Annotated in this window: 15 protein-coding genes and 1 pseudogene; 12 read left to right on the forward strand and 4 right to left on the reverse strand. The window is 66.0% G+C overall.

What is annotated here, in order from left to right; genetic code table 11:
- The 5 genes and pseudogenes from ABFA30_RS21375 to ABFA30_RS21395 form a co-directional block, all read left to right on the forward strand.
- Positions 1–353, forward strand: a pseudogene (locus ABFA30_RS21375) (hypothetical protein); the annotation flags it as partial.
- Between the two features lie 2 nt (positions 354–355).
- A complete protein-coding gene (locus ABFA30_RS21380) occupies positions 356–1,297 on the forward strand; it encodes a hypothetical protein (protein ID WP_410045888.1) in 942 nt (313 codons plus the stop codon).
- 53 nt (positions 1,298–1,350) lie between these two features.
- Positions 1,351–1,701, forward strand: a complete 351-nt coding sequence (locus ABFA30_RS21385; protein WP_410045889.1) for a hypothetical protein — start codon at positions 1,351–1,353, stop codon at positions 1,699–1,701.
- Positions 1,702–1,703: 2 nt separating this feature from the next.
- A complete protein-coding gene (locus ABFA30_RS21390; RefSeq protein WP_410045890.1) occupies positions 1,704–2,642 on the forward strand; it encodes a hypothetical protein in 939 nt (312 codons plus the stop codon).
- A gap of 2 nt (positions 2,643–2,644) precedes the next feature.
- Positions 2,645–2,914, forward strand: coding sequence for a PAAR domain-containing protein (locus ABFA30_RS21395; protein ID WP_410045891.1), 270 nt, complete (start codon positions 2,645–2,647; stop codon positions 2,912–2,914).
- A 59-nt stretch (positions 2,915–2,973) separates the two neighbouring features.
- Here ABFA30_RS21395 and ilvA read toward each other — a convergent pair whose 3' ends face one another.
- Positions 2,974–4,536 (reverse strand): threonine ammonia-lyase, biosynthetic, encoded by a 1,563-nt coding sequence (gene ilvA, locus ABFA30_RS21400; protein WP_253104356.1) that lies wholly within the window; start codon positions 4,534–4,536, stop codon positions 2,974–2,976.
- A gap of 183 nt (positions 4,537–4,719) precedes the next feature.
- A complete protein-coding gene (locus ABFA30_RS21405) occupies positions 4,720–5,157 on the reverse strand; it encodes a PACE efflux transporter (RefSeq protein WP_225790684.1) in 438 nt (145 codons plus the stop codon).
- Positions 5,158–5,368: 211 nt separating this feature from the next.
- Between ABFA30_RS21405 and wecB the strand changes: the two genes are divergently transcribed.
- Genes wecB through ABFA30_RS21430 form a run of 5 tightly spaced genes read left to right on the forward strand, consistent with a single transcriptional unit; the run spans position 5,369 to position 13,653 of the window.
- Positions 5,369–6,523: a non-hydrolyzing UDP-N-acetylglucosamine 2-epimerase gene (wecB, locus tag ABFA30_RS21410; protein ID WP_410045892.1), complete on the forward strand. Its 1,155-nt coding sequence runs from the start codon at positions 5,369–5,371 to the stop codon at positions 6,521–6,523.
- Positions 6,520–8,694: a cyclic di-3',5'-guanylate-activated glycosyltransferase NrfB gene (gene nrfB / locus ABFA30_RS21415; RefSeq protein WP_410045893.1), complete on the forward strand. Its 2,175-nt coding sequence runs from the start codon at positions 6,520–6,522 to the stop codon at positions 8,692–8,694. Before wecB ends, nrfB begins: the two co-directional genes overlap by 4 nt.
- Positions 8,691–11,675, forward strand: coding sequence for a phage receptor (locus ABFA30_RS21420; RefSeq protein WP_410045894.1), 2,985 nt, complete (start codon positions 8,691–8,693; stop codon positions 11,673–11,675). The genes nrfB and ABFA30_RS21420 overlap by 4 nt, the downstream gene beginning before the upstream one ends.
- Complete coding sequence (locus ABFA30_RS21425) at positions 11,675–12,514, forward strand: DUF4434 family protein (RefSeq protein WP_410045895.1); 840 nt, start codon at positions 11,675–11,677, stop codon at positions 12,512–12,514. Before ABFA30_RS21420 ends, ABFA30_RS21425 begins: the two co-directional genes overlap by 1 nt.
- 47 nt (positions 12,515–12,561) lie before the next feature.
- The gene (locus ABFA30_RS21430) at positions 12,562–13,653 is read left to right on the forward strand and encodes a GGDEF domain-containing protein (protein WP_225790689.1); all 1,092 of its coding nucleotides are present in this window, start codon (positions 12,562–12,564) and stop codon (positions 13,651–13,653) included.
- Positions 13,654–13,739: 86 nt separating this feature from the next.
- On the opposite strand, the gene ABFA30_RS21435 is transcribed toward ABFA30_RS21430, so the two are convergent.
- Positions 13,740–15,038 carry an ATP-binding protein gene (locus tag ABFA30_RS21435; RefSeq protein ID WP_253080099.1) on the reverse strand — a complete coding sequence of 433 codons (1,299 nt, stop codon included), beginning with the start codon at positions 15,036–15,038 and terminating at the stop codon, positions 13,740–13,742.
- A 6-nt stretch (positions 15,039–15,044) separates the two neighbouring features.
- Positions 15,045–15,746, reverse strand: coding sequence for a response regulator (locus ABFA30_RS21440; protein WP_410045896.1), 702 nt, complete (start codon positions 15,744–15,746; stop codon positions 15,045–15,047).
- A gap of 157 nt (positions 15,747–15,903) precedes the next feature.
- Here ABFA30_RS21440 and ABFA30_RS21445 point away from each other — a divergent pair, with 157 nt between their 5' ends.
- Together ABFA30_RS21445 and ABFA30_RS21450 are read left to right on the forward strand one after the other, a co-directional pair.
- On the forward strand, positions 15,904–17,079 hold the full coding sequence (locus ABFA30_RS21445; protein WP_410045897.1) for an efflux RND transporter periplasmic adaptor subunit: 1,176 nt from the start codon (positions 15,904–15,906) through the stop codon (positions 17,077–17,079).
- A gap of 11 nt (positions 17,080–17,090) precedes the next feature.
- The gene (locus ABFA30_RS21450; protein WP_410045898.1) at positions 17,091–20,213 is read left to right on the forward strand and encodes a multidrug efflux RND transporter permease subunit; all 3,123 of its coding nucleotides are present in this window, start codon (positions 17,091–17,093) and stop codon (positions 20,211–20,213) included.
- Positions 20,214–20,230: the final 17 nt, after the last annotated feature.

Below are 20,230 nucleotides of genomic sequence, written 5' to 3' on the forward strand. Positions count from 1 at the left end.
GAACGGCGCCGGTGGAAGAGATGCGGTTTGAAGAAGGAACGTTGTTGGTGATCGAGGTGAAGACGACGCTGGGGAAAAGCAAGACGCCTGGGTTTCTGAAGACTCAGGATATTGGAGGAGAAAGAAATTTACAACGTATACAAAAATTAATAATCAACAAAAAGCAAGGATGGGACGAGACCATATTGACGAGAACAGACAGAAATTTCACAAGCAAACTTCAGGCAATCCGGAAAGGCTCTGAAGTAGAGAAAATACATTTCATTCATGCGCAAGTATTTTTTGACACGAAAGGCCACCCAAGCAGTTTGACCGGAAACAACACAGGTATCCAACTCAACATCTGGAACTAAAAATGAACACCAAGCAGAAAGATAGACTTATCTGTAGCCTTAACCAAATCCAGGAGTGGGCCTCTCACGACTTATTAGTTAAAGAAGAGGCACTAGACTCTTACCACAAAAATGGTGGAGCACTCGGCATTGTATGCGGCGAGCTTTTCAGAGTCGGCATGAACGAGATCGGCAAAAGTTTACAGCTGGCGCCGCATGTGTCGCGTCGCGATGGAGCTTTGAGCCTTGTTTCATCAGGCACAGCAAAGATGCTAGTCGCCAATTCAATACTTATCGAAAGGCTTAAAAGCACTCAAAGGGTTGCCATAGAAGATTTAGACGGAATTACCCACGTGATGTTTCGTGCACTCGCTACGGGCCAGTTCAGTCTGATCGAGCCCTTCCACCGGGCTGTTTTCGCTGGCCTTGAGAACGGCTACGGGGTTCGCGATGGACATGATTTACCCATTGGCACCACCCTGCGCTACGCCGCCTTCGGCCTGACCATCATCGGCGACTGGCTCGGCAAACCGCTCGACCTCGACAGACATGCCCTACCCCGCGACCCAGCCTGGGGCCAACTGGTCGCCCACTGGCGCGAGCCCGATCCCGAGAAACTGCTTCCCGTTCTACTCGCCGCCTGCGATACCCATGTCGAGCGCATCGCCCTGACCTCCCGTGAACTCGACTCCGGCAACTTCGAATTCGGCTCCCCCTTCGAAGCGGTCTACCCCGCCGAAATCCTGGCCATCCTCAACCTGCGCCGCTCTTTAGGTCTGGCCAACCCTTTCATCGATCACCCCTTGATGAAAACGCCCTACGCCGCACTGATCTGCCCACCAGGAACGCGCTTCGAAAAAGATGAGTTGCTCGAACGTTTCCTGTTGGCCGCTCGAAAGCACGACCCCGAGGCTGTTCCGGAGGGTCTCTACGAAGCCGTGCTGCAAACGAACACGGCAAGCTGAGTGAGGAATCCGACGACCAATGAAATGCACCATCACATCGATGGATTGAAGGGGTGGCGCCGGTGGAAGAGATGCGGTTTGAAGAAGGAACGTTGTTGGTGATCGAGGTGAAGACGACGCTGGGGAAAAGCAAGACGCCTGGGTTTTTACCTACACAGGCCAAAGGCGGCGCGACCAACTTGGAGAGAATCCAACAACTTCTAGAACACAAACAGCAAGGGTGGGATGAAGCGATCCTGAAAAATATAGACCCTGTCTTCAAAGCCAAAATACAGGCCATTGATGAAAGTATCAAGACAGGAAAAGCCTTCTTCCTTCATGCACAGGTATTCTTTGACACGAAAGGTCACCCTCGCGTCCTGATGGGCAATACCCCAGGCATTCAACTAAACATTTGGAACTAGCGATGAGCAGCAATCGAAAAGACCGACTCAAGGCCAGCCTCAAGTCCCTTCCAGAGTGGGCAACCCATGATTTATCAGTTAACGAAATTTTATTAAACTCATATATCGAGCATGGAGGAACGGTAGGCGTTGCGTGCAAGCAACTTTTCAGAGCTGGCATGAATTCGATTGGCAAAGCCTTGGTACTTGCGCCAGAGGGACCACGCTACATAGCCACCAGCTATTTGGGCTCAGGAATCATAAAAATTCTGTTGGCTGATAGCATATTGATTCAAACCAGAAAAGGCACTCAACGGTGGGCAACTGAAAGCTTAGATGGCATCACCCAACTCATGTTTTGTACATTGGCCACAGGCCAATTCAGTCTGATCGAGCCCTTCCACCGGGCTGTTTTCGCTGGCCTTGAGAACGGCTACGGCGTTCGTGATGGCCACAACTTACCCCTCGGCACCACCCTGCGCTACGCCGCCTTCGGCCTGACCATCATCGGCGACTGGCTCGGCAAACCACTCGACCTCGACAAACATGCCCTACCCCGCGACCCCGCCTGGGGCCAACTGGTCGCCCACTGGCGCGAGCCCGATCCCGAGAAACTGCTCCCCGTTCTACTCGCCGCCTGCGATACCCATGTCGAGCGCATCGCCCTGACCTCCCGCGAACTCGACTCCGGCAACTTCGAATTCGGCTCCCCCTTCGAAGCGGTCTACCCCGCTGAAATCCTGGCCATCCTCAACCTACGCCGCTCCTTGGGGCTGACCAACCCTTTCATCGATCATCCCTTGATGAAAACGCCCTACGCTGCACTGACGTGCCCACCAGGAACGCGCTTCGAAAAAGATGAGTTGCTCGAACGTTTCCTGTTGGCCGCTCGAAAATACGATCCCGAGGCTGTTCCGGAGGGTCTCTACGAAGCTGTGCAACACCTCCCTACGGAGCACTAAAAATGTCCAGACAAGGTGCAATTCGAAAGGGCGACTCCCACTCGGGCGGTGGCCAGATGACCGAGGGCAACGGCGTGCTCATCGATGGTCGTCGACAATGCGTGTTGGGAGACCGGGCCCAATGCGCGCTGCATGGCGGCCCGTTCGCGCTAGTCTCCAGCGGGGACAACAGCGTGCTGTTCAACGGCACACCGCTGGCATTCGAACCTGCTGAGCTGGCTTGCGGCTGCCGGGTTTCGTCCTCCTGTGCAGCCGGCCATGCCAAAGGATGAGGTTGTGCTGACGGCCACCATCGCAGGCCCCCCGCGACAGGCCGGAACAGGCGACGTCTCTACCCCAGGAACAACCGATACGCCGGGTTCTCGGTCTCGTCCCAATACCGATACCCCATGTCCTCCAGCGCCTGGGGCAGCCCCGGCAGCTCTTCCATCGGCACCTCCAGCGCAGCGAACACCCGTGCCTCGGCCGCGCCGTGGTTGCGGTAGTGGAACAGGCTGATGTTCCAGCGCTTGCCCAAACGCTCCAGGAAACCCAGCAAGGCGCCGGGCCGCTCAGGGAACTCGAAACGCAGCACCCGCTCCTCGGCGCCCGGCGCGGCGTGGCCGCCGACGGTATGGCGCACGTGCAGCTTGGCCAGCTCGTTGTCGGTCAGGTCGAGCACCTCGTAGCCCTGCGCGCGCAGGCTGGCCAGCAACTGCTCGCGCGGGTCGTGTTGTGGGTGGGTCTGCACGCCAACGAACAGCCGCGCTTCCTTGCCTGGGTAGTAGCGGTAGTTGAACTCGGTGATCTGGCGCTTGCCCAGGGCACGGCAGAAAGCGCGAAAGCTGCCTGGGCGCTCGGGGATGGTCACCGCGATGATCGCCTCGCGCTGCTCGCCCAGCTCGGCGCGCTCGGCCACATGGCGCAGGCGGTCGAAGTTGACGTTGGCGCCGGAGTCGATGGCGACCAGGGTCTGCCCCTGCACGCCTTCGCGGGCCACGTAACGCTTGATGCCGGCGACCGCCAGGGCGCCGGAGGGTTCGGTGATCGAACGGGTGTCGTCATAGATGTCCTTGATCGCCGCGCACAGCTCGTCGCTGCTGACCGTGATGACCTCGTCGACGAAGTGGCGGCACAGCTCGAAGCAGTGGGCGCCGACCTGGGCCACCGCCACGCCATCGGCGAACGTGCCGACCTGCGGCAGGATCACCCGCTCGCCCGCGGCCAGGGCGGCCTGCAGGCAGTTGGAGTCCTCCGGTTCGACGCCGATCACCTTGACCTCGGGGCGCAGGTACTTGACGTAGGCGGCGATGCCCGCCACCAGCCCACCGCCGCCGACCGGCACGAAGATCGCGTCCAGCGCGCCCGGGCGCTGGCGCAGGATCTCCATGGCCACGGTGCCCTGCCCGGCGATCACGTCCGGATCGTCGTAGGGCGGCACGAAGGTCGCGCCTTCGCTGTCGGCCAGCTGCAAGGCATGGGCCAGGGCGTGGGGAAAGCTTTCGCCATGCAGCACCACCTGGCCACCGCGCGAGCGCACGCCCTGGACCTTCAGTTCTGGCGTGGTGGTGGGCATGACGATGGTCGCCCGCATGCCCAGGTGCGACGCCGCCAGGGCCACGCCCTGGGCGTGGTTGCCCGCCGACGCGGTGATCACCCCGCGCTGGCGCTGGGCCGGGCTCAGGCGTGAAAGACGGGTGTAGGCGCCGCGGACCTTGAACGAGAAGGTCGGCTGCAGGTCCTCGCGCTTGAGCAGCACCTGGTTACCCAGGATGGCCGACAGCGCCGGGGCCGGTTGCAGGGGCGTCTCGATGGCCAGGTCGTACACGGGGGCGGCGAGAATACGCCGGACCTGCTCCGACAGCAGTTGCTGGGGCGTGGTCGGGGTACGGGGGCTGACGTTGAGGTTGGTCATCGATGACTCCTGGGGGTTGTTCAAGTGCCCGGGAGTCAGAGAGAAAGAACCCGCCTCCAGGGCGGGTTCGGTGCAAGTACGCGCTAGCCCGCCAATCCGATAATGGCGGTAATAATGCTGAGGGCGCGAAGTTGCGGGAAGGTATTCATGGTCGGGAAACTTATCCCGGCGCCCGGCATGAAGTCAACAGCCTTTCGCCGCTTCCTGAGCCGAGACCGGCACGTCGAACACTTTGTCGAACCCCCACTGGAAGACGAACGCATAGACGAAGAAGAACACGAACAGCGCCAGGTTGGTGACCAGCGCCGCCCACAGGCTGATGTCCAGCCAGTAGGCCACCAGCGGCAACAGGATCAGCACCAGCCCACCCTCGAAACCCAAGGCGTGCAGCAAGCGGCGCAACAGGGTACGGCTGCGCTTGCGCTGGCGCGCCTCCCAGCGCTCGAAGGCCCAGTTGAAGGCCATGTTCCAGCTCATGGCGATGCCCGACATCAGGATCGACAGCACCGTCGACTGGGCCATGCCGGCCCCGAACGCCAGCTCCAGCGCCGGGGCCACGCACGCCACGGCGATGACCTCGTAGAGAATGGCCTGGACGATCTTGCGGGCCTTGCCTTGCATGTAGCGTTTCCTCCAGAAAAGCCACACGTTACAAGCTACGGGCGACAAGTAAAAGCGCGAGTGTGGATGCCATTGCACATGCATCACATCCTTGGCGGCGTCTCGACGTCCTGATTGGACAACCCCAGCATCGCCTGCTTGTATCTAACACCTACAAAGCAAGACGCAATCGTACAACTTCGGACAAGGAATCGGACGGAGGAACGAGACGATGCCCCACACCGTCATGATGGTATTCGGTACCCGCCCCGAAGCGATCAAGATGGCCCCACTGGCCCGTGTCCTGCGCGAGTGGCCCGAGATCGACCTGCATATCTGCTCCACCGGCCAGCACCGGGAAATGCTCGAGCAGGTCCTGGACGCCTTCGGCCTCTCCGTCGACCAGGACCTGAAGGTGATGACCCGCAACCAGACCCTCAACGGCCTGGCCCGCGACCTGCTGGACAAGCTCGAGCAGACCTACGCGCAGATCCAGCCGGACATCGTGCTGGTCCACGGCGACACGACCACCAGCTTCATCGCCGCCCTGGCTGCGTTCCACCGGCACATCCCCATCGGCCACGTCGAGGCCGGGCTGCGCACCGGCAACCTGCAGCAACCCTGGCCGGAGGAAGCCAACCGACGCCTGACCGGGGTGCTTGCCGACCTGCACTTCACCCCCACCAGCAAGTCCGCCGACAACCTGCTGCGCGAAGGCGTACCGGCCACCCATGTGGAGATCACCGGCAACACGGTGATCGACGCCCTGCTGTGGATGCGCGACCACCTGACCCAGACCGCCTGGAAGCCTGCCAGCGACTCCCCGCTCGCCGTGCTGCGCGACGACCAGCGCCTGGTGCTGATAACCGGCCACCGCCGGGAAAACTTCGGCGCCGGCTTCGAGCGCATCTGCCTGGCCCTGGCCGAGCTCGCCCTGCGCTACCCGGACGTACAGTTCGTCTATCCGGTGCACCTCAACCCGCACGTGCAACAGGCCGTCTACGGCGTGCTTTCGCACCAGCCGAACATCCACCTGGTCGCCCCCCAGGACTACCAGCACTTCGTCTGGCTGATGGACCGCGCCTACCTGATCCTCACCGACTCCGGCGGCATCCAGGAAGAAGCCCCGGCCCTGGGCAAGCCGGTGCTGGTGCTGCGCAAGGTCACCGAGCGCCCGTCGGTGCTCGAAGGCGGCACGGTCAAGCTGGTCGGCACCCAGACCGAGCGCATCGTCAGGGAAACCAGCCAGTTGCTCGACGCCCCCCAGGCCTATGCGCAAATGGCCAGGGTCTTCACGCCCTTCGGCGATGGCCATGCCAGCGAACGCATCGCCGAACGCCTGGGCCGCTGGTTCGTGGAGCGCGACAGCGGGCGAGACGACGCATGAGCCTAGTCTTCATCGACATCCTCACCTATGTGCTGTTCGGCCTGAAACTGCTGGCCATCGTCCTGGCCACGCTGATGTTCCTGCTCGGCCTGGACGACCTGTTCATCGACATCTGCTACTGGGGACGCAAGCTGATCCGGCGCTTTCGCATCTACGACAAGTTCGAGAAAGCCGACGAGAAACGCCTGTTCGAGGTCGCGGAGAAACCCCTGGCGATCATGGTCCCGGCCTGGAACGAGGTGGGCGTGGTCGGCGAAATGGCGCGCCTGGCCGCCTCGACCATCGACTACGAGAACTACCAGATCTTCGTCGGCACCTACCCCAACGACCCGCAGACCCAGGCCGACGTCGACGCCGTGTGCCTGCACTACCCCAATGTGCACAAGGTGGTCTGCGCACGCCCCGGCCCCACCAGCAAGGCCGACTGCCTGAACAACATCATCGACGCCATCCTGCGCTTCCAGCAGGACGCCCGCATCGAGTTCGCCGGCTTCATCCTGCACGACGCCGAGGACGTGATCTCGCCGATGGAGCTGCGGCTGTTCAACTACCTGCTGCCGAACAAGGACATGATCCAGATCCCGGTGTATCCCTATGCGCCGGAGTGGAAGGGCTTCACCGCCGGGCACTATGTCGACGAGTTCGCCGAGAACCACGGCAAGGACGTCATCGTCCGCGAGGCGCTGACCGGCCAGGTGCCTAGCGCCGGCGTCGGCACCTGCTTCAGCCGCCGCGCCATCGGTGCCCTGCTCGAGGACGGCGACGGCATCGCCTTCGACGTGCAGAGCCTGACCGAGGACTACGACATCGGCTTTCGCCTCAAGCAAAAGGGCATGAAATGCATCTTCGCCCGTTACTCCATCACCGACCCGGCGCTGGCCCTCGAACAGCCATGGCGCCCGGGCATGAGCCGCGAGTTCGCCCAGGTGATCTGCGTGCGCGAGCACTTCCCCCGCGACTGGCAGCACGCGATCCGGCAGAAGTCGCGGTGGATCGTCGGCATCGTGTTCCAGGGCACCAGCAACCTGGGCTGGAGCCGCAAGGGCGCGCTCAACTACTTTCTCTGGCGCGACCGCCGCGGGCTCTTCGCCTACCTGCTGAGCTTCCTGGTCAACCTGTTGCTGCTGGTGCTGCTGGCCATCTGGCTGGTGACGGTGATCGCACCGCAGTCCTGGCGCTTCATGTCGATCCTCGGCGATAGCCGGCTGCTCTCCACCCTGCTCTGGCTCAACGGCCTGCTGCTGGTCAACCGCCTGTTCCAGCGCTGCTGGTTCGTCACCCGCTACTACGGCATCGGCGAAGGCCTGCTGTCGGCACCGCGGATGATGTGGAGCAACTTCGTCAACTTCTTCGCCAACCTGCGGGCCCTGCGCCAGGTCATGGAAATGGGCGACTCGCGACGGGTCGCCTGGGACAAGACCACCCATGAGTTCCCCGCCCTCGCCTCGCCGGCACGTACACCCCTGGGCCAGCGCCTGGTGGCCAAGGGCCTGATCACCGACGAGCAACTGCAGCAGGCGATCACCAGCCCGGTGCGCCGGCGCCTGGGCCGCGAGCTGCTGTTGCGCGGTTGGCTGACCAGCGAGCAACTGGTCGAGACCCTGGCCGAACAACTGGACCTGCCCTGGGCACCGCTCAACCCGTTCAAGATCCCCCCTGAGCTGATCGCCAAGCTGCCACGGCGGTTGGCCACCCACTATGGCGTGCTGCCGGTGGACGAGGATGGCGACACCCTGGTGCTGGCCAGCGAAAGCCCGGTCAGCCAGGTTTCCCTGGGGGTCATCAGCCGCCAGCTCAAGCGCCCGGTGCGCTGCCGCCTGGCACCCCAGGGCCGGGTCACCCTCGGCCTGCGCCACCACTACCCCAGCCCCTGGCAGACGGCGCAGACCCAGGCGATGCTCGCAGTCCTGGCGCAGCACCAGGACGACGCCGAGCTGCTGGAGAAGGTCAGCGTGCACCAGGTCATGCTCGGCGCCTTGCTGCAGGTACGCGGCATGGTGCCAGTACCCCTGTTCAACCAGGCGCTGATCGACTTCGATCCGGAGCGCATGAGCCTGGGCGAACACCTGATCGCTCGCGGCATCATCACCGAACAGGTGCTCGAACAGGCCCTCACGGAACAGGCCAGCGAACAGCAGGCCGCCTATGACCTGACCCGGGAGGTGGCATGAAGCCCCGTCTCGCCCTCCCCCTGGCCGGCCTGTTGCTGTGCACCTCCGCCCTGCCTACCCTGGCCGCGCCCATGAGCGATTTCCAGCGTTTTCGCAGCTACCCCTTCATGGAGCGTGGCTACCGTGAGGCCCAGCGCGACAACTGGCAGGAAGTCGAACGGCTGACCCGCCACGTGCTGGAGCGGGTCCCCAACAACGACGAGGCCCGCGCCCTGCTGGCCGAGTCCCTGGCGCACCAGCGCCGCTACAAGGAGGCCCAGGCCATCGCCGAGCAGCTCGCCAACAACCCCGACTATGCAGACGCCCTGCTGGAGCTGCGCCTGACCTGGATCGAACAGGACCCACCCGCGGCCAGCCAGGTGGAAGGCTGGATCGCCGACAGCGCCGGCAACCAGCGGGTGCGCCTGTGGCAGGCCTACAGCCTGAGCCTGGCCAAGTTCGGTGGCGCCGGTCGAGCCCTGGACTGGCTCAACCACCTGCCGCCCCGTGACGACGGCATGGTGCTGCGCCTGACCCGCGCTACCTTCGCCGAGCAACTGCGCAACTGGAGCGAAACCATCGAGCAGTTGCAGCCGCTGGCCGACCAGGGCCAACTGAGCACCGAGGACTGGCAGCGCCTGGCCAATGCCTACGTGCAGCAGCTCGATGAAGAAGGCCTGGAGAAGCTGCTGGCCAGCGCACCGTCCGAGCGCATCGCCAACCAGGCCCGCCTGGCCATGGCCAACCGCGCCATCGCCGTCGGCCACAACCAGCAGGCCCAGCACTGGCTGCGCTCGCTGCCGACCGAACAGTTGCAGCAGCCCGAGCAGCGCCGTCAGCTCTGGGAGCTGGCCCGCGCAGGCAACGACGCCGCCCTGGTGCAACGCCTGAGCAACGCGCTGCAGCGGCCCTGCCTGGAAACCGTCGAGTGGCTGTCGCGTCGCGATCCGGGGTTGGCCCGCGAGCAGCTCAAGGGTTGCGCCGCCAGCGACGATCCGCGCGCCTACGCCGTGCTCCGGCAACGCCTGTACGGCGACCCGCCGCAACCCCGCACCGCGGCGCAGTGGGAGCAGCGCTACCGGCAGAGCGGCGACCTGGCCGCCCTCGAGCAGGCCAGTTTCATGCTCGTGAAACAGGGCCACAGCGAACGCGCCCGACAACTGCTGGAACACGCCTACGACCGCCGCCAAGGCCGCCTGACACCTGGGCTGCTGCAGCGCCTGGGCAATCTGCATGCACGCGATGACACGCCACTGGATAGCCGGCGCGTGCTCAGCCTGGTCCCCCGGGTCGACCCCGCCACCCGCGCCCAATTGCTTGGTCGCCTGGCCGAAGCCGGCCAGTGCGACGCGGTGCGCCAGGCGATCCCCGCCACGCCCAGCGAAGTCGGCCAGTACCGGGCCCTGGGCCGCTGCGCCATGCCCGGGCAGCCAGGCGAGGCCGTAGTCTACTACCAGGCCGCCGAACGCCTGGGCGACCGCAGTAGCCGCCTGCCCCTGGCCTATGCCCTGGAGGCGGCCGGCGACTCCGAGGCGGCCGTGCCGATCTGGCGCAGCCTGCCGGACAGCGAATGGACCGACAACGCCCGCATGACCGCCGCCCGCGGCGCCCTCGACCTGGGCGATGCCGACAGCGCCCGCCGCCACTGGGACGCCGCCGCGCACCGCAGCGCTGACGACTGGGCGCTGGGCGCGGCCATCGCCCAGCGCCAGGGCGAGCCAGCCACTGCCCTGGACTTCCAGCGCCAGGCCCTGCGCCACCAGCCCCGTGCCGATCACTACTACGCCGCAGCCAACACCGCGCAACAGGCCGGCGACAGCGCCCAGAGCAGCGCCTGGCTGGCCGAGGCCGTACGCCTGGCGCCGGACCAGCCGCGCTACCGCGCCGACCATGGCATGCGCCTGGCCGGCTCGGCGGACAAGCAACAACGCCGCGCCGCCATCCCCTACCTGGAACAGGCCACCCGCGACTTTCCCGAGGACTACCGTATCGGCGAGACCCTCGCCCTGCGCTACGCCGAGGCCGAGGACAGCGCCGCCGCCCGCCGCGAGCTGCGCCGGGTCATCGACGTGGAGGAGCACCTGGTGGACGGCGATGACGAGCAAGGCAGCCTGGAGGCACGTCAGTACCGCCAGCGCCGCGCCCACGAGACCCTGTCGCGACGCGACAGCATCACCTTGGCCAGCACCTGGTCGCCGGCCGGCACCTCGACCAACGACAACTTCCGCGACAGCGGCCGCACGCAGCGCAGGGCCCAGTCGCAGAACGTCCAGCTGGCCATGTGGGACCATGCCCTGGGCGAGGAACCCAGCCGCAATGGCAGCACCTTGTCGGTCTATGGCCGGGTGCTGTTCGGCGGCCAGAGCCGTACCGACTACGCCCAGAGCCTGGGCACCGGCGTCGGCCTGCGCTACAAGCCGTTCGGCCAGGCCAACCTCAACCTGTACGCCGAGCTCTATCACCAACGGCAGGTCGAAGACAGCCACTACGGCGGCCTGAGCCTGGGCGAGTTGCTCAGCCCGGCGAAGGTCGGTGGCAACTGGGGCGACTTGCGCCATCACGCCGAATCGAGCAACGACCTGCTGCTGCGCGCCACCGCCTCGTTCCTCGACCAGGGCGCCTGGCGCAACGACTGGCGCATCGACGAGGACCAATGGAACGAGCGCTTCCTCTACCTCGATGCCGCCTGGTGGACCCGCGCCGGCGACCATGCCTGGCTGTCGCGCTACCAGCAGGGGCACGCCTGGAAGCTGCCCGGCAACTCACCGCAAACCCTGATGCCCTATGGCTTCCTCGAATTCGCCAGCCAGGACCCGAGCAACGACTGGCGCCAGGACCTGCGTACCGGCGTAGGCGTGCGCTGGCAGTGGTGGTTCGACGACGACCGCTACAACGCCTACCGTGGCTCGCTGAAAGTACGCGCCGAATACCAGCAGTCGCTGGGCGGCAACCTCTACGAGCGCGCCAACGGCATGCTGCTGGGTGTGGAGATGACCTTCTGATGCGCACCTTCCTGGCTACCGGCCTGCTCGCGCTGTGCCTTGCGGCGCAGGCCGACCAGCGCCTGTTCTACCAGCCGCTCAACCGCGATGCGGCCCTGACCCCCGCCCAGTGGCAGCAGCTGTGGCAGGCCACCGTGGCCCAGGGCGGCAAGACCCTGATCGTGCAGTGGAGCGCCTACGGCGACAGCGATTTCGGCGGTGCCCAGGGGTGGCTTGCGAACAGCCTGCGCGAGGCCCGGGCCCAGGGCCTGGAGCTGGTACTGGGCCTGTACATGGACCCTGCCTACTACTCGCGCCTGGAAGCGCTCGACGGTGACGGCCTGGGCGCCTACTGGAAGGCCCAGCTGGGCCGCTCGCTGGGCCAGTACCAACAGGTGCGTGCCACTTGGGACCTGGCCGTGGCCGGCTGGTACCTGCCCCTGGAGCTGGACGACCTGCACTTTCGCGATGCCGCCCGTCGCGAGGCCCTGTACCGCCAGTTGCAGGCCTTCAACCGCCGGTTGGACAAGCCCCTGCACCTGAGCGCCTTCAGCGCCGGGCACCTGTCACCGCGGGTCAATGCCGCCTGGCTGGACCAGTTGGCCGGCCTGGGCTTGACTGTCTGGTGGCAGGACGGTGCCGGCACCGCGCGGCTGCCGCCGCTGGTGCGCCAGGGCTATGAGCAGGCGCTGCCCTGCCGGGTCGGGATCGTGCGCGAAGCGTTTCGCCAGGTGAGCGCGGCCGGCCAGCCATTTCGCGCAGAGCCGGCCCAGCCCGCGTTGGCCGGTGGCTGCCATGCCGAAGCGGTATTCGCCCTGCGCTATCGACCCTGGGCACGTGGCCTGCTACCCCTGCGATGAGTGCCTGCGCCACTGGTTTGCCAACGGGTGGGAGTCGCCAGCCGATCATGTTCAGCACCATCGAAGAGCACGTGCGCAAGCAGGTCGCCCCCGCCGCCCTGCGTGCCGAGTTCCGCCAGCGCGAATTCGAGGCCATGCACAGGTTCTGCCTGCTGATCTTCTGCGTGAGCATCGGCGTCTGGCTGGTTTTCGACCTGATCGTCAGCTACCTCGGCGGCCAGGGCTTCACCTGGCGCTCGGGGCTGTTCATCGGCCTGCTGTGCTGCCTCACCGTGGTGCTCGGCTTCACCCGCAAAAGCCATCACTTCGATGTGCTCAACCTGGTGTTCATCGCGGTCATCACCCTGGCCATGCGCCTGGTGATCGAAGGCATTCCCATCGCCCTGCGCCCGGTGTGGCTGGTGCTGGGCGTGTCCACCGTGCTCTACAGCGTCTCGGTGCTGCCGGTACGGGGCTGGTCGTTCTTCTGCGCCGTGGCCATCACCTGGCTGCTGCTCAATCCGTTCTATCACACGCGCATCGAGCTGCTGGAGCTCGAAGGCGCCATGCTGCTGAGCTACGCGGTGTTTCTCAGCGGGCTGGTGAGCTACAGCTACCTGCGGATGCGCCAGGCCAAGCTGCACAACTTCTACCTGTCCAAGGTGCTGCTGGAGCAAGCCTACGTGGACGCCCTCACCGAGCTCCCCAACCGCCGCGCGTTCATGCTCAGGGTCGAGCGCCAGTTGCGGCTCGCGGCACCGGGGCAGTTCCTGGCGATGATCGATATCGACAATTTCAAGCAGGTCAACGACCGCTTCGGCCACGATATCGGCGACGAGGTGCTCAAGCGCGTGGCCGGGCACATCAGGGTGTCCATGGATGGCTATGCGTTCGCCCGACTCGGCGGCGAGGAGTTCGCCATTTTCTTCGAAGGGCTGGACCAGCAAGGCGCCGAACGGCAGGTCGCAGCGCTGTGCCAGCGCGTTCGCGAAGACCTGGGTGGACACCCCGTGACCGTCAGCATCGGCCTGACACCGGTCGATAGCGGCGATACCCTGAGCATGGCGCTGGTGCGCGCGGACCAGGCGTTGTACCAGGCCAAGCGCAGTGGCAAGGATCGGTTCGTAGCGTTTTCAAAAGCTTTGCGTTCCGGCCTCTAGTACACCGTTCGGCTTGGTAAATGCTGGGGCGCGAAGCGGCTCCCAAAAGCCTTGACTGGCCGGCACAAGAACACACCGGCGCCCCGCTACCCGGCAGGCAGGCGAATCCTGAACTGCGCCCCGCCCAGCGCCGACTGCGCCACGGTCAGGCTCCCCCCCTGCCCTTCGATGGCTCGCCGGCTGATCGCCAGGCCCAGCCCGAAGCCACCGGTACTGCGGTCGCGGCTGCGATCCAGGCGGTAGAACGGCTGGAAGATCCGCTCGCGCTCCTCGGGCGGGATGCCGATACCGTCGTCCTCCACGGTCAGCAGGCAAGCGCCGTCCTCCTCCAGGCGCAAGCGCAGCAGCAGGCTCTCGTCGCAATAACGCAAGGCGTTGCGCACCAGGTTCTGCACCGCCCGGGCGGTCAGCCGTGGGTCGAGCACGAAGCGCGGCAGGGTGCCCTCGGCGCGAACCTCCCACTGGATACCCCGCCCATCGAGCTCCTCAGCGAAACCACCGAGCACGCTGTCGACCAGCTCCAGCAACGAGACCTCGACCCGCTCCCGCGCCTGGTCGGCATTCTGCAGGCGGCTGTACGACAGCAGTTCGAGCACCAGCTCATCCAGTTCGCGCACATGCCCCACCAGTTCCAGCAGGCGCTTGCGACTGGCTGGCGGCACCTCGTCGAACAACAACACCAGGCCGAAGTCCAGGCGCGTCAGCGGCGTGCGCAGCTCGTGGGACACCGCATTGAGCAACTCGCGCTGCTGGTTGACGTGACGCTCAAGCTCGCTGGCCATGGTGTCGAACACCCCGGCCAGTTCGCCGATGTTCGAGTGCGGCGAGATGTGCGTGCGCTCCGACATCTGCCCCTGCCCCAGGCGCCGGGCGGTTTCCTTGAGCCGTTCCAGGTCGCGCCAGTGCGGCCATACCCAGAGCAGCAGGCAGCCGAGCATCGCCGCCCCGATCAGCACGGTGACGCCCCAGGACAGCACGTCGATGTCCAGCGGGTCCGGGGGCGAGTGCAGGCGCACCAGCCAGTCCTTGTCCAAAGGTGCCAGCACCGTTTCGTAGTAGCCCCAGTCGCCGATGCGCACCGCGTGCAGGCCATGCTGCAGGCGTGCCAGCTCCGCCGTGCCCAACTCGGCCTGGTCCATGCGCAGCAGCTCGACCTGCAACGGCGCGAAGGCCGACGCCAGGTCCTGCGCCACCGAGGGCCACTGCTCGCGCGGCGCCTGGTGGAACTGCCGCACGATCAGCGACTGCACGCCCTTGGCCTGCTCCAGGTTGTAGGCCATGAAGCGCTCGTGGAAGGCGCCGACGATGGCATCGGGGATCAACAGCAAGGCACCGGCATAGGCGACGATGATCACCAGGTACAGGCGCACCAGGATCTTCAGCATGGCGCTTCAGTACTCCCACTCGACCCGGCTGAACAAGTAGCCCTTGCCCCACACGGTCTTGATCTTGCGCGCCTCGCCGGCGTTGTCGTCGAACTTGCGGCGCAGCTTGGAAATGGCCACGTCCACCGAACGGTCGGTGCCGTTGAACTCGATGCCGCGCAGTTGCTGGAGAATCCGGTCGCGGCTGAGCACCTCGCCGGCGTTGCGCGCCAGCACCACCAGCAGGTTGTATTCGCCGCTGGACAGCTCCACCTCTTCGCCGCGCCAGGTGACGCTGCGCTCGGCCAGGTCGATGCGCAGCCCGCCGACCTGGATCAGGTCGCTGTCCAGGCGCGGCTCGTTGACGCTGCTGCGGCGCAGCAAGGTGCGCACCCGGGCCAGCAGCACACGCGGCTCGCAGGGTTTGGTGACGTAGTCGTCGGCGCCCATCTCCAGGCCCAGCACCTGGTCGTGGCTGTCGTCGCGAGCGGTCAGCATGAGGATCGGCAGGCTCTGCGACACCTGGCGCAGCAGGCGGCACACCTGCAGGCCGTCCAGGCCCGGCAGCATCAGGTCGAGCACCACCAGATCCGGCTTCTGCCGGCGGACTTCGTCCAGGACGTGATCGCCACGGGCGATGACCTGGACGTGGGAGTCGTTGCGTTGCAGGTAACTGGCGATCAGCTCGGACAGGGCGCTGTCGTCTTCGACCAGGAGGATGTTCGGCATAAGCGGTTTGACAGAACGGAAAAGACAGGCAGGATATAGAATCCTACGCACGGGCAGGACTCTCCTTCACACTTTTTCACACTCGTCCTACAGGTCTTCACAGGCGCCAAGGGAACGGCTGCCGTAGCATACGCACGCTCATCAACGGAAGATCCGCATGCCTACCTACCATCCCCCTCGCCTGCGCCCCGTGGCGCTTGCGGCACTGCTGGCGCTGCTCCTGGCCGCCTGCGACGACACCGCCGAACAGGACGCACCGGCGCCCATGCCGCACGTGCGCGTCGAAACCGTACAGCTCCAGCCGCTGGCCATCAGCACCGAGCTCAGCGGTCGCCTCCTCGCGCCGCGTACCGCCGAGGTGCGCGCACGGGTGGCCGGCGTGGTGCTCGAGCGGGTGTACCGCGAAGGCAGCGACGTCAAGCAGGGCGACGTACTGTTCCGGATCGATCCGGCACCGTTCAAGGCCGACCATGACAGCGCCCGTGCCACCCTGGCCAAGGCCGAGGCCAACCGGTACCAGGCACGCCTCACCGAGCAGCGCTACCGATCGCTGGTCGACGACAAGGCGGTCAGCCGCCAGGAGTACGACAACGCCCGTGCCGCCTTCCTCCAGGCCGACGCCGAGGTGGCCCAGGCCAAGGCCGCCCTGGAGCGGGCCCGCCTGAACCTGGGCTACGCGACGGTCACCGCACCGATCTCCGGGCGCATCGGCCGGGCCCTGGTCACCGAGGGCGCGCTGGTCGGCCAGGACGGCAGCACGCCGCTGGCGGTCATCCAGCAACTGGACCCGATCCACGCCGACGTCAGCCAGTCGACCCGCGAGCTCAACGCCCTGCGCCGGGCGATGCGCGCCGGCGAGCTGGAGCAGGTCGGCCAGGGCCAGGCACGGGCGACCCTGATCCAGGACGACGGCAGCGCCTACCCGCTGCCGGGCACGCTGCTGTTCTCCGACATCAGCGTCGACCCGAGCACCCACCAGATCACCCTGCGCAGCGAGTTCCCCAACCCCGACCTCGACCTGCTGCCCGGCAGCTATGTGCGCGTGCGCCTGGAGCAGGCCGTGCAGCCCAAGGGCATCAGCGTGCCGCAGCGCGCCATCCTGCGCGACAGCGCCGGGGTGCCCAAGGTGCTGGTGGTCGATCGCCAGGCGCGCATCGGCGAACGCCAGGTGCTGCTGGGCAGCGCCCAGGGCGATCGCTGGATCGTCAGCGAGGGCCTGGCCCCTGGCGAGCGCGTGGTGATCGAAGGCCTGCAGCACGTCAAGGTCGGCGACCAGGTGCAGGTCGACGCCACCGGCGATGCGCTCCCCATCGTCCAGCACAACGGCCAGTGAGGGCCTGACCCATGCCGCAGTTCTTCATCGACCGCCCGGTGTTCGCCTGGGTGGTCGCCCTGTTCATCCTGCTCGCCGGTGGCCTGGCCATGCCCCAGTTGCCAGTGGCCCAGTACCCCAACGTGGCGCCACCGCAAGTGGAGATCTACGCCGTCTATCCCGGCGCCTCGGCGTCGACCCTGGACGAGAGCGTGGTCAGCCTGATCGAGCAGGAGCTCAATGGCGCCGACAACCTGCTGTACTTCGAGTCCCAGAGCAGCCTGGGCAGCGCCACCATCACCGCCACCTTCGCACCGGGCACCCACCCCGACCTGGCCCAGGTGGACGTGCAGAACCGTCTCAAGGTGGTCGAGTCGCGCCTGCCCCGCGCCGTGACCCAGCAGGGCCTGCAGGTGGAGAAGGTGTCCACCGGCTTCCTGCTGCTGGGCACCCTCACCTCCGAGGACGGCAGCCTGGACGAAACCGCGCTGTCCGACATCCTGGCACGCAACGTGATGGACGAGATCCGTCGCCTCAAGGGGGTGGGCAAGGCCCAGTTGTATGGTGCGGAACGCGCCATGCGGGTGTGGATCGACCCGCGCAGGCTGGTCGGTTTCAACCTCACGCCCGACGACGTCGTCGACGCCATCGCCGCGCAGAACGCCCTGGTGGCGCCGGGCAGCATCGGCGACCTGCCCGGCCGGGCCAGCCAGGAAATCACGGCCAACGTGGTGGTCACGGGGCAGTTGAGCAGCCCCGAGCAATTCGCCGCCATCGTCCTGCGCGCCAACCCCGATGGCGCCACCGTGACCCTCGGCGACGTCGCCCGGGTGGAGATCGGCGCCCAGGAGTACCAGTACGGCACCCGCCTGAACGGCAAGCCGTCCAGCGCCTTCAGCGTGCAGCTGGCGCCGGGTGCCAACGCCCTGGAGACCGCGACCCTGGTGCGCGAGAAGATGGCGCAGCTGTCGCGCTACTTCCCGGACGGTGTCCGCCATGACATCCCCTACGACACCTCGCCCTTCGTCAAGGTGTCGATCCAGCAGGTGATCAGCACCCTGTTCGAGGCCATGCTGCTGGTGTTCGCGGTGATGTTCCTGTTCCTGCAGAACATCCGCTATACCCTGATCCCCACGCTGGTAGTGCCGGTGGCCCTGATGGGCACCTTCGCGGTGATGCTGGCCATGGGCTTCTCGGTCAACGTGCTGACCCTGTTCGGCATGGTCCTGGCCATCGGCATCCTGGTGGACGATGCCATCGTGGTGGTGGAGAACGTCGAGCGGATCATGGCCGAGGAAGGCCTGCCGCCGAAGGAGGCCACACGCAAGGCCATGGGCCAGATCAGCGGGGCCATCGTCGGCATCACCCTGGTGCTGGTGGCGGTATTCCTGCCGATGGCCTTCATGAAGGGTTCGGTGGGGGTGATCTACCAGCAGTTCTCCCTGTCCATGGCAGTGTCGATCCTGTTCTCGGCGTTCCTCGCCCTGAGCCTGACCCCGGCCCTGTGCGCCACCTTGCTCAAGCCGCTGGCCAAGGGCGAGTACCACACGCGCAAGGGCTTCTTCGGCTGGTTCAACCGGCGCTTCGAGGGCATGAGCAACGGCTACCAGCGCTGGGTGGCCCATGCCCTGGCGCGCAGCGGGCGCTACCTGCTGGTGTACGGCGTGCTGCTGGCAGCGCTCGGCTATGGCTTCAGCCAGTTGCCGACGGCCTTCCTGCCCACCGAGGACCAGGGCTATACCATCACCGATATCCAGTTGCCGCCTGGTGCCAGCCGGGTACGGACCGAGCAGGTGGCCGCGCAGATCGAGGCGCACAACGCCGAGGAGCCTGGGGTGGGCAACACGACCCTGATCCTGGGGTTCAGTTTCTCCGGCAGCGGGCAGAACGCGGCGCTGGCCTTCACCACGCTCAAGGACTGGTCCGAGCGCGGCGCGGGCGACAGCGCCCAGGCGATCGCCGAGCGCGCCACCACGGCCTTCAGCCAGTTCAGGGATGCCGTGGCCTACTCCGTGCTGCCGCCACCGGTGGATGGCCTGGGCGAATCGACCGGCTTCGAATTCCGCCTGCAGGACCGGGGCGGCCTGGGCCATGCGGGGCTGATGGCGGCCCGTGACGCACTGCTGGCCAATGCGCGCAAGAGCAAGGTGCTGGTCAACGTGCGCGAAGCCTCCCTGGCCGAGAGCCCGCAGGTGCAGCTTGAGGTCGACCGGCGCCAGGCCAACGCCCTGGGCGTGTCGTTCGCCGATATCGGCGCGGTGCTGGATACTGCCGTCGGTTCCCGCTACGTCAACGACTTCCCCAACCAGGGGCGCATGCAGCGGGTGGTGGTGCAGGCCGAGGGTGACCAGCGCAGCCAGGTCGAGGACCTGCTGCAGATCCACGTGCGCAACAGCAGCGGCAAGATGGTCCCGCTGGGTGCCTTCGTCCAGGCCCGCTGGTTCAGCGGCCCGGTGCAACTGACCCGCTACAACGGCTACCCAGCGGTGTCGATCTCCGGCGAGCCGGCGCCCGGCTACAGCTCCGGCGAAGCCATGGCCGAGGTCGAGCGCCTGGTGGCGCAGCTACCGGCAGGCGCTGGCCTGGAGTGGACCGGCCTGTCGTTGCAGGAACGCCTGTCGGGCAGCCAGGCGCCCTTGCTGATGGCGCTGTCGCTGCTGGTGGTGTTCCTGTGCCTGGCGGCGCTGTACGAAAGCTGGTCGATCCCGACCGCGGTGCTGCTGGTGGTACCGCTGGGCATGCTCGGCGCAGTGCTGGCGGTGACCCTGCGCGGCCTGCCCAACGACGTGTTCTTCAAGGTCGGCCTGATCACCTTGATCGGCCTGTCGGCGAAGAACGCCATCCTGATCATCGAGTTCGCCAAGCACCTGGTCGACCAGGGGCATGATCCACGCGACGCCGCGATACGGGCCGCACGCCTGCGCCTACGGCCGATCGTCATGACCTCGCTGGCCTTCATCCTCGGCGTGGTGCCCCTGGCCATCGCCAGCGGCGCCAGCTCGGCCAGCCAGCAGGCGATCGGCACAGGGGTGATCGGCGGCATGCTCAGCGCCACCCTGGCGGTGGTGTTCGTACCGGTGTTCTTCGTGGTGGTGATGCGTGTGGCCGGGTATCGGCGGGAGCGCGGGAGCGCGGCAACGGCCAGCGAAAGCTGACTGGACAAGCGCCAGAT

The sequence above is a fragment of the Pseudomonas sp. HLMP genome (assembly GCF_046365545.1).
GTDB lineage: Bacteria > Pseudomonadota > Gammaproteobacteria > Pseudomonadales > Pseudomonadaceae > Aquipseudomonas > Aquipseudomonas guariconensis_B.

Bases quoted from the DNA above. Each gene is read 5' to 3' on its own strand.
- nrfB (WP_410045893.1), top strand. From the start codon at position 6,520: ATGAGCCTAGTCTTCATCGACATCCTCACCTATGTGCTGTTCGGCCTG.
- ABFA30_RS21420 (WP_410045894.1), top strand. From the start codon at position 8,691: ATGAAGCCCCGTCTCGCCCTCCCCCTGGCCGGCCTGTTGCTGTGCACC.
- ABFA30_RS21440 (WP_410045896.1), bottom strand. From the start codon at position 15,746: ATGCCGAACATCCTCCTGGTCGAAGACGACAGCGCCCTGTCCGAGCTG.
- ABFA30_RS21435 (WP_253080099.1), bottom strand. From the start codon at position 15,038: ATGCTGAAGATCCTGGTGCGCCTGTACCTGGTGATCATCGTCGCCTAT.
- ABFA30_RS21450 (WP_410045898.1), top strand. From the start codon at position 17,091: ATGCCGCAGTTCTTCATCGACCGCCCGGTGTTCGCCTGGGTGGTCGCC.
- ABFA30_RS21395 (WP_410045891.1), top strand. From the start codon at position 2,645: ATGTCCAGACAAGGTGCAATTCGAAAGGGCGACTCCCACTCGGGCGGT.
- ABFA30_RS21430 (WP_225790689.1), top strand. From the start codon at position 12,562: ATGTTCAGCACCATCGAAGAGCACGTGCGCAAGCAGGTCGCCCCCGCC.
- wecB (WP_410045892.1), top strand. From the start codon at position 5,369: ATGCCCCACACCGTCATGATGGTATTCGGTACCCGCCCCGAAGCGATC.
- ABFA30_RS21405 (WP_225790684.1), bottom strand. From the start codon at position 5,157: ATGCAAGGCAAGGCCCGCAAGATCGTCCAGGCCATTCTCTACGAGGTC.
- ilvA (WP_253104356.1), bottom strand. From the start codon at position 4,536: ATGACCAACCTCAACGTCAGCCCCCGTACCCCGACCACGCCCCAGCAA.
- ABFA30_RS21380 (WP_410045888.1), top strand. From the start codon at position 356: ATGAACACCAAGCAGAAAGATAGACTTATCTGTAGCCTTAACCAAATC.
- ABFA30_RS21390 (WP_410045890.1), top strand. From the start codon at position 1,704: ATGAGCAGCAATCGAAAAGACCGACTCAAGGCCAGCCTCAAGTCCCTT.
- ABFA30_RS21425 (WP_410045895.1), top strand. From the start codon at position 11,675: ATGCGCACCTTCCTGGCTACCGGCCTGCTCGCGCTGTGCCTTGCGGCG.
- ABFA30_RS21445 (WP_410045897.1), top strand. From the start codon at position 15,904: ATGCCTACCTACCATCCCCCTCGCCTGCGCCCCGTGGCGCTTGCGGCA.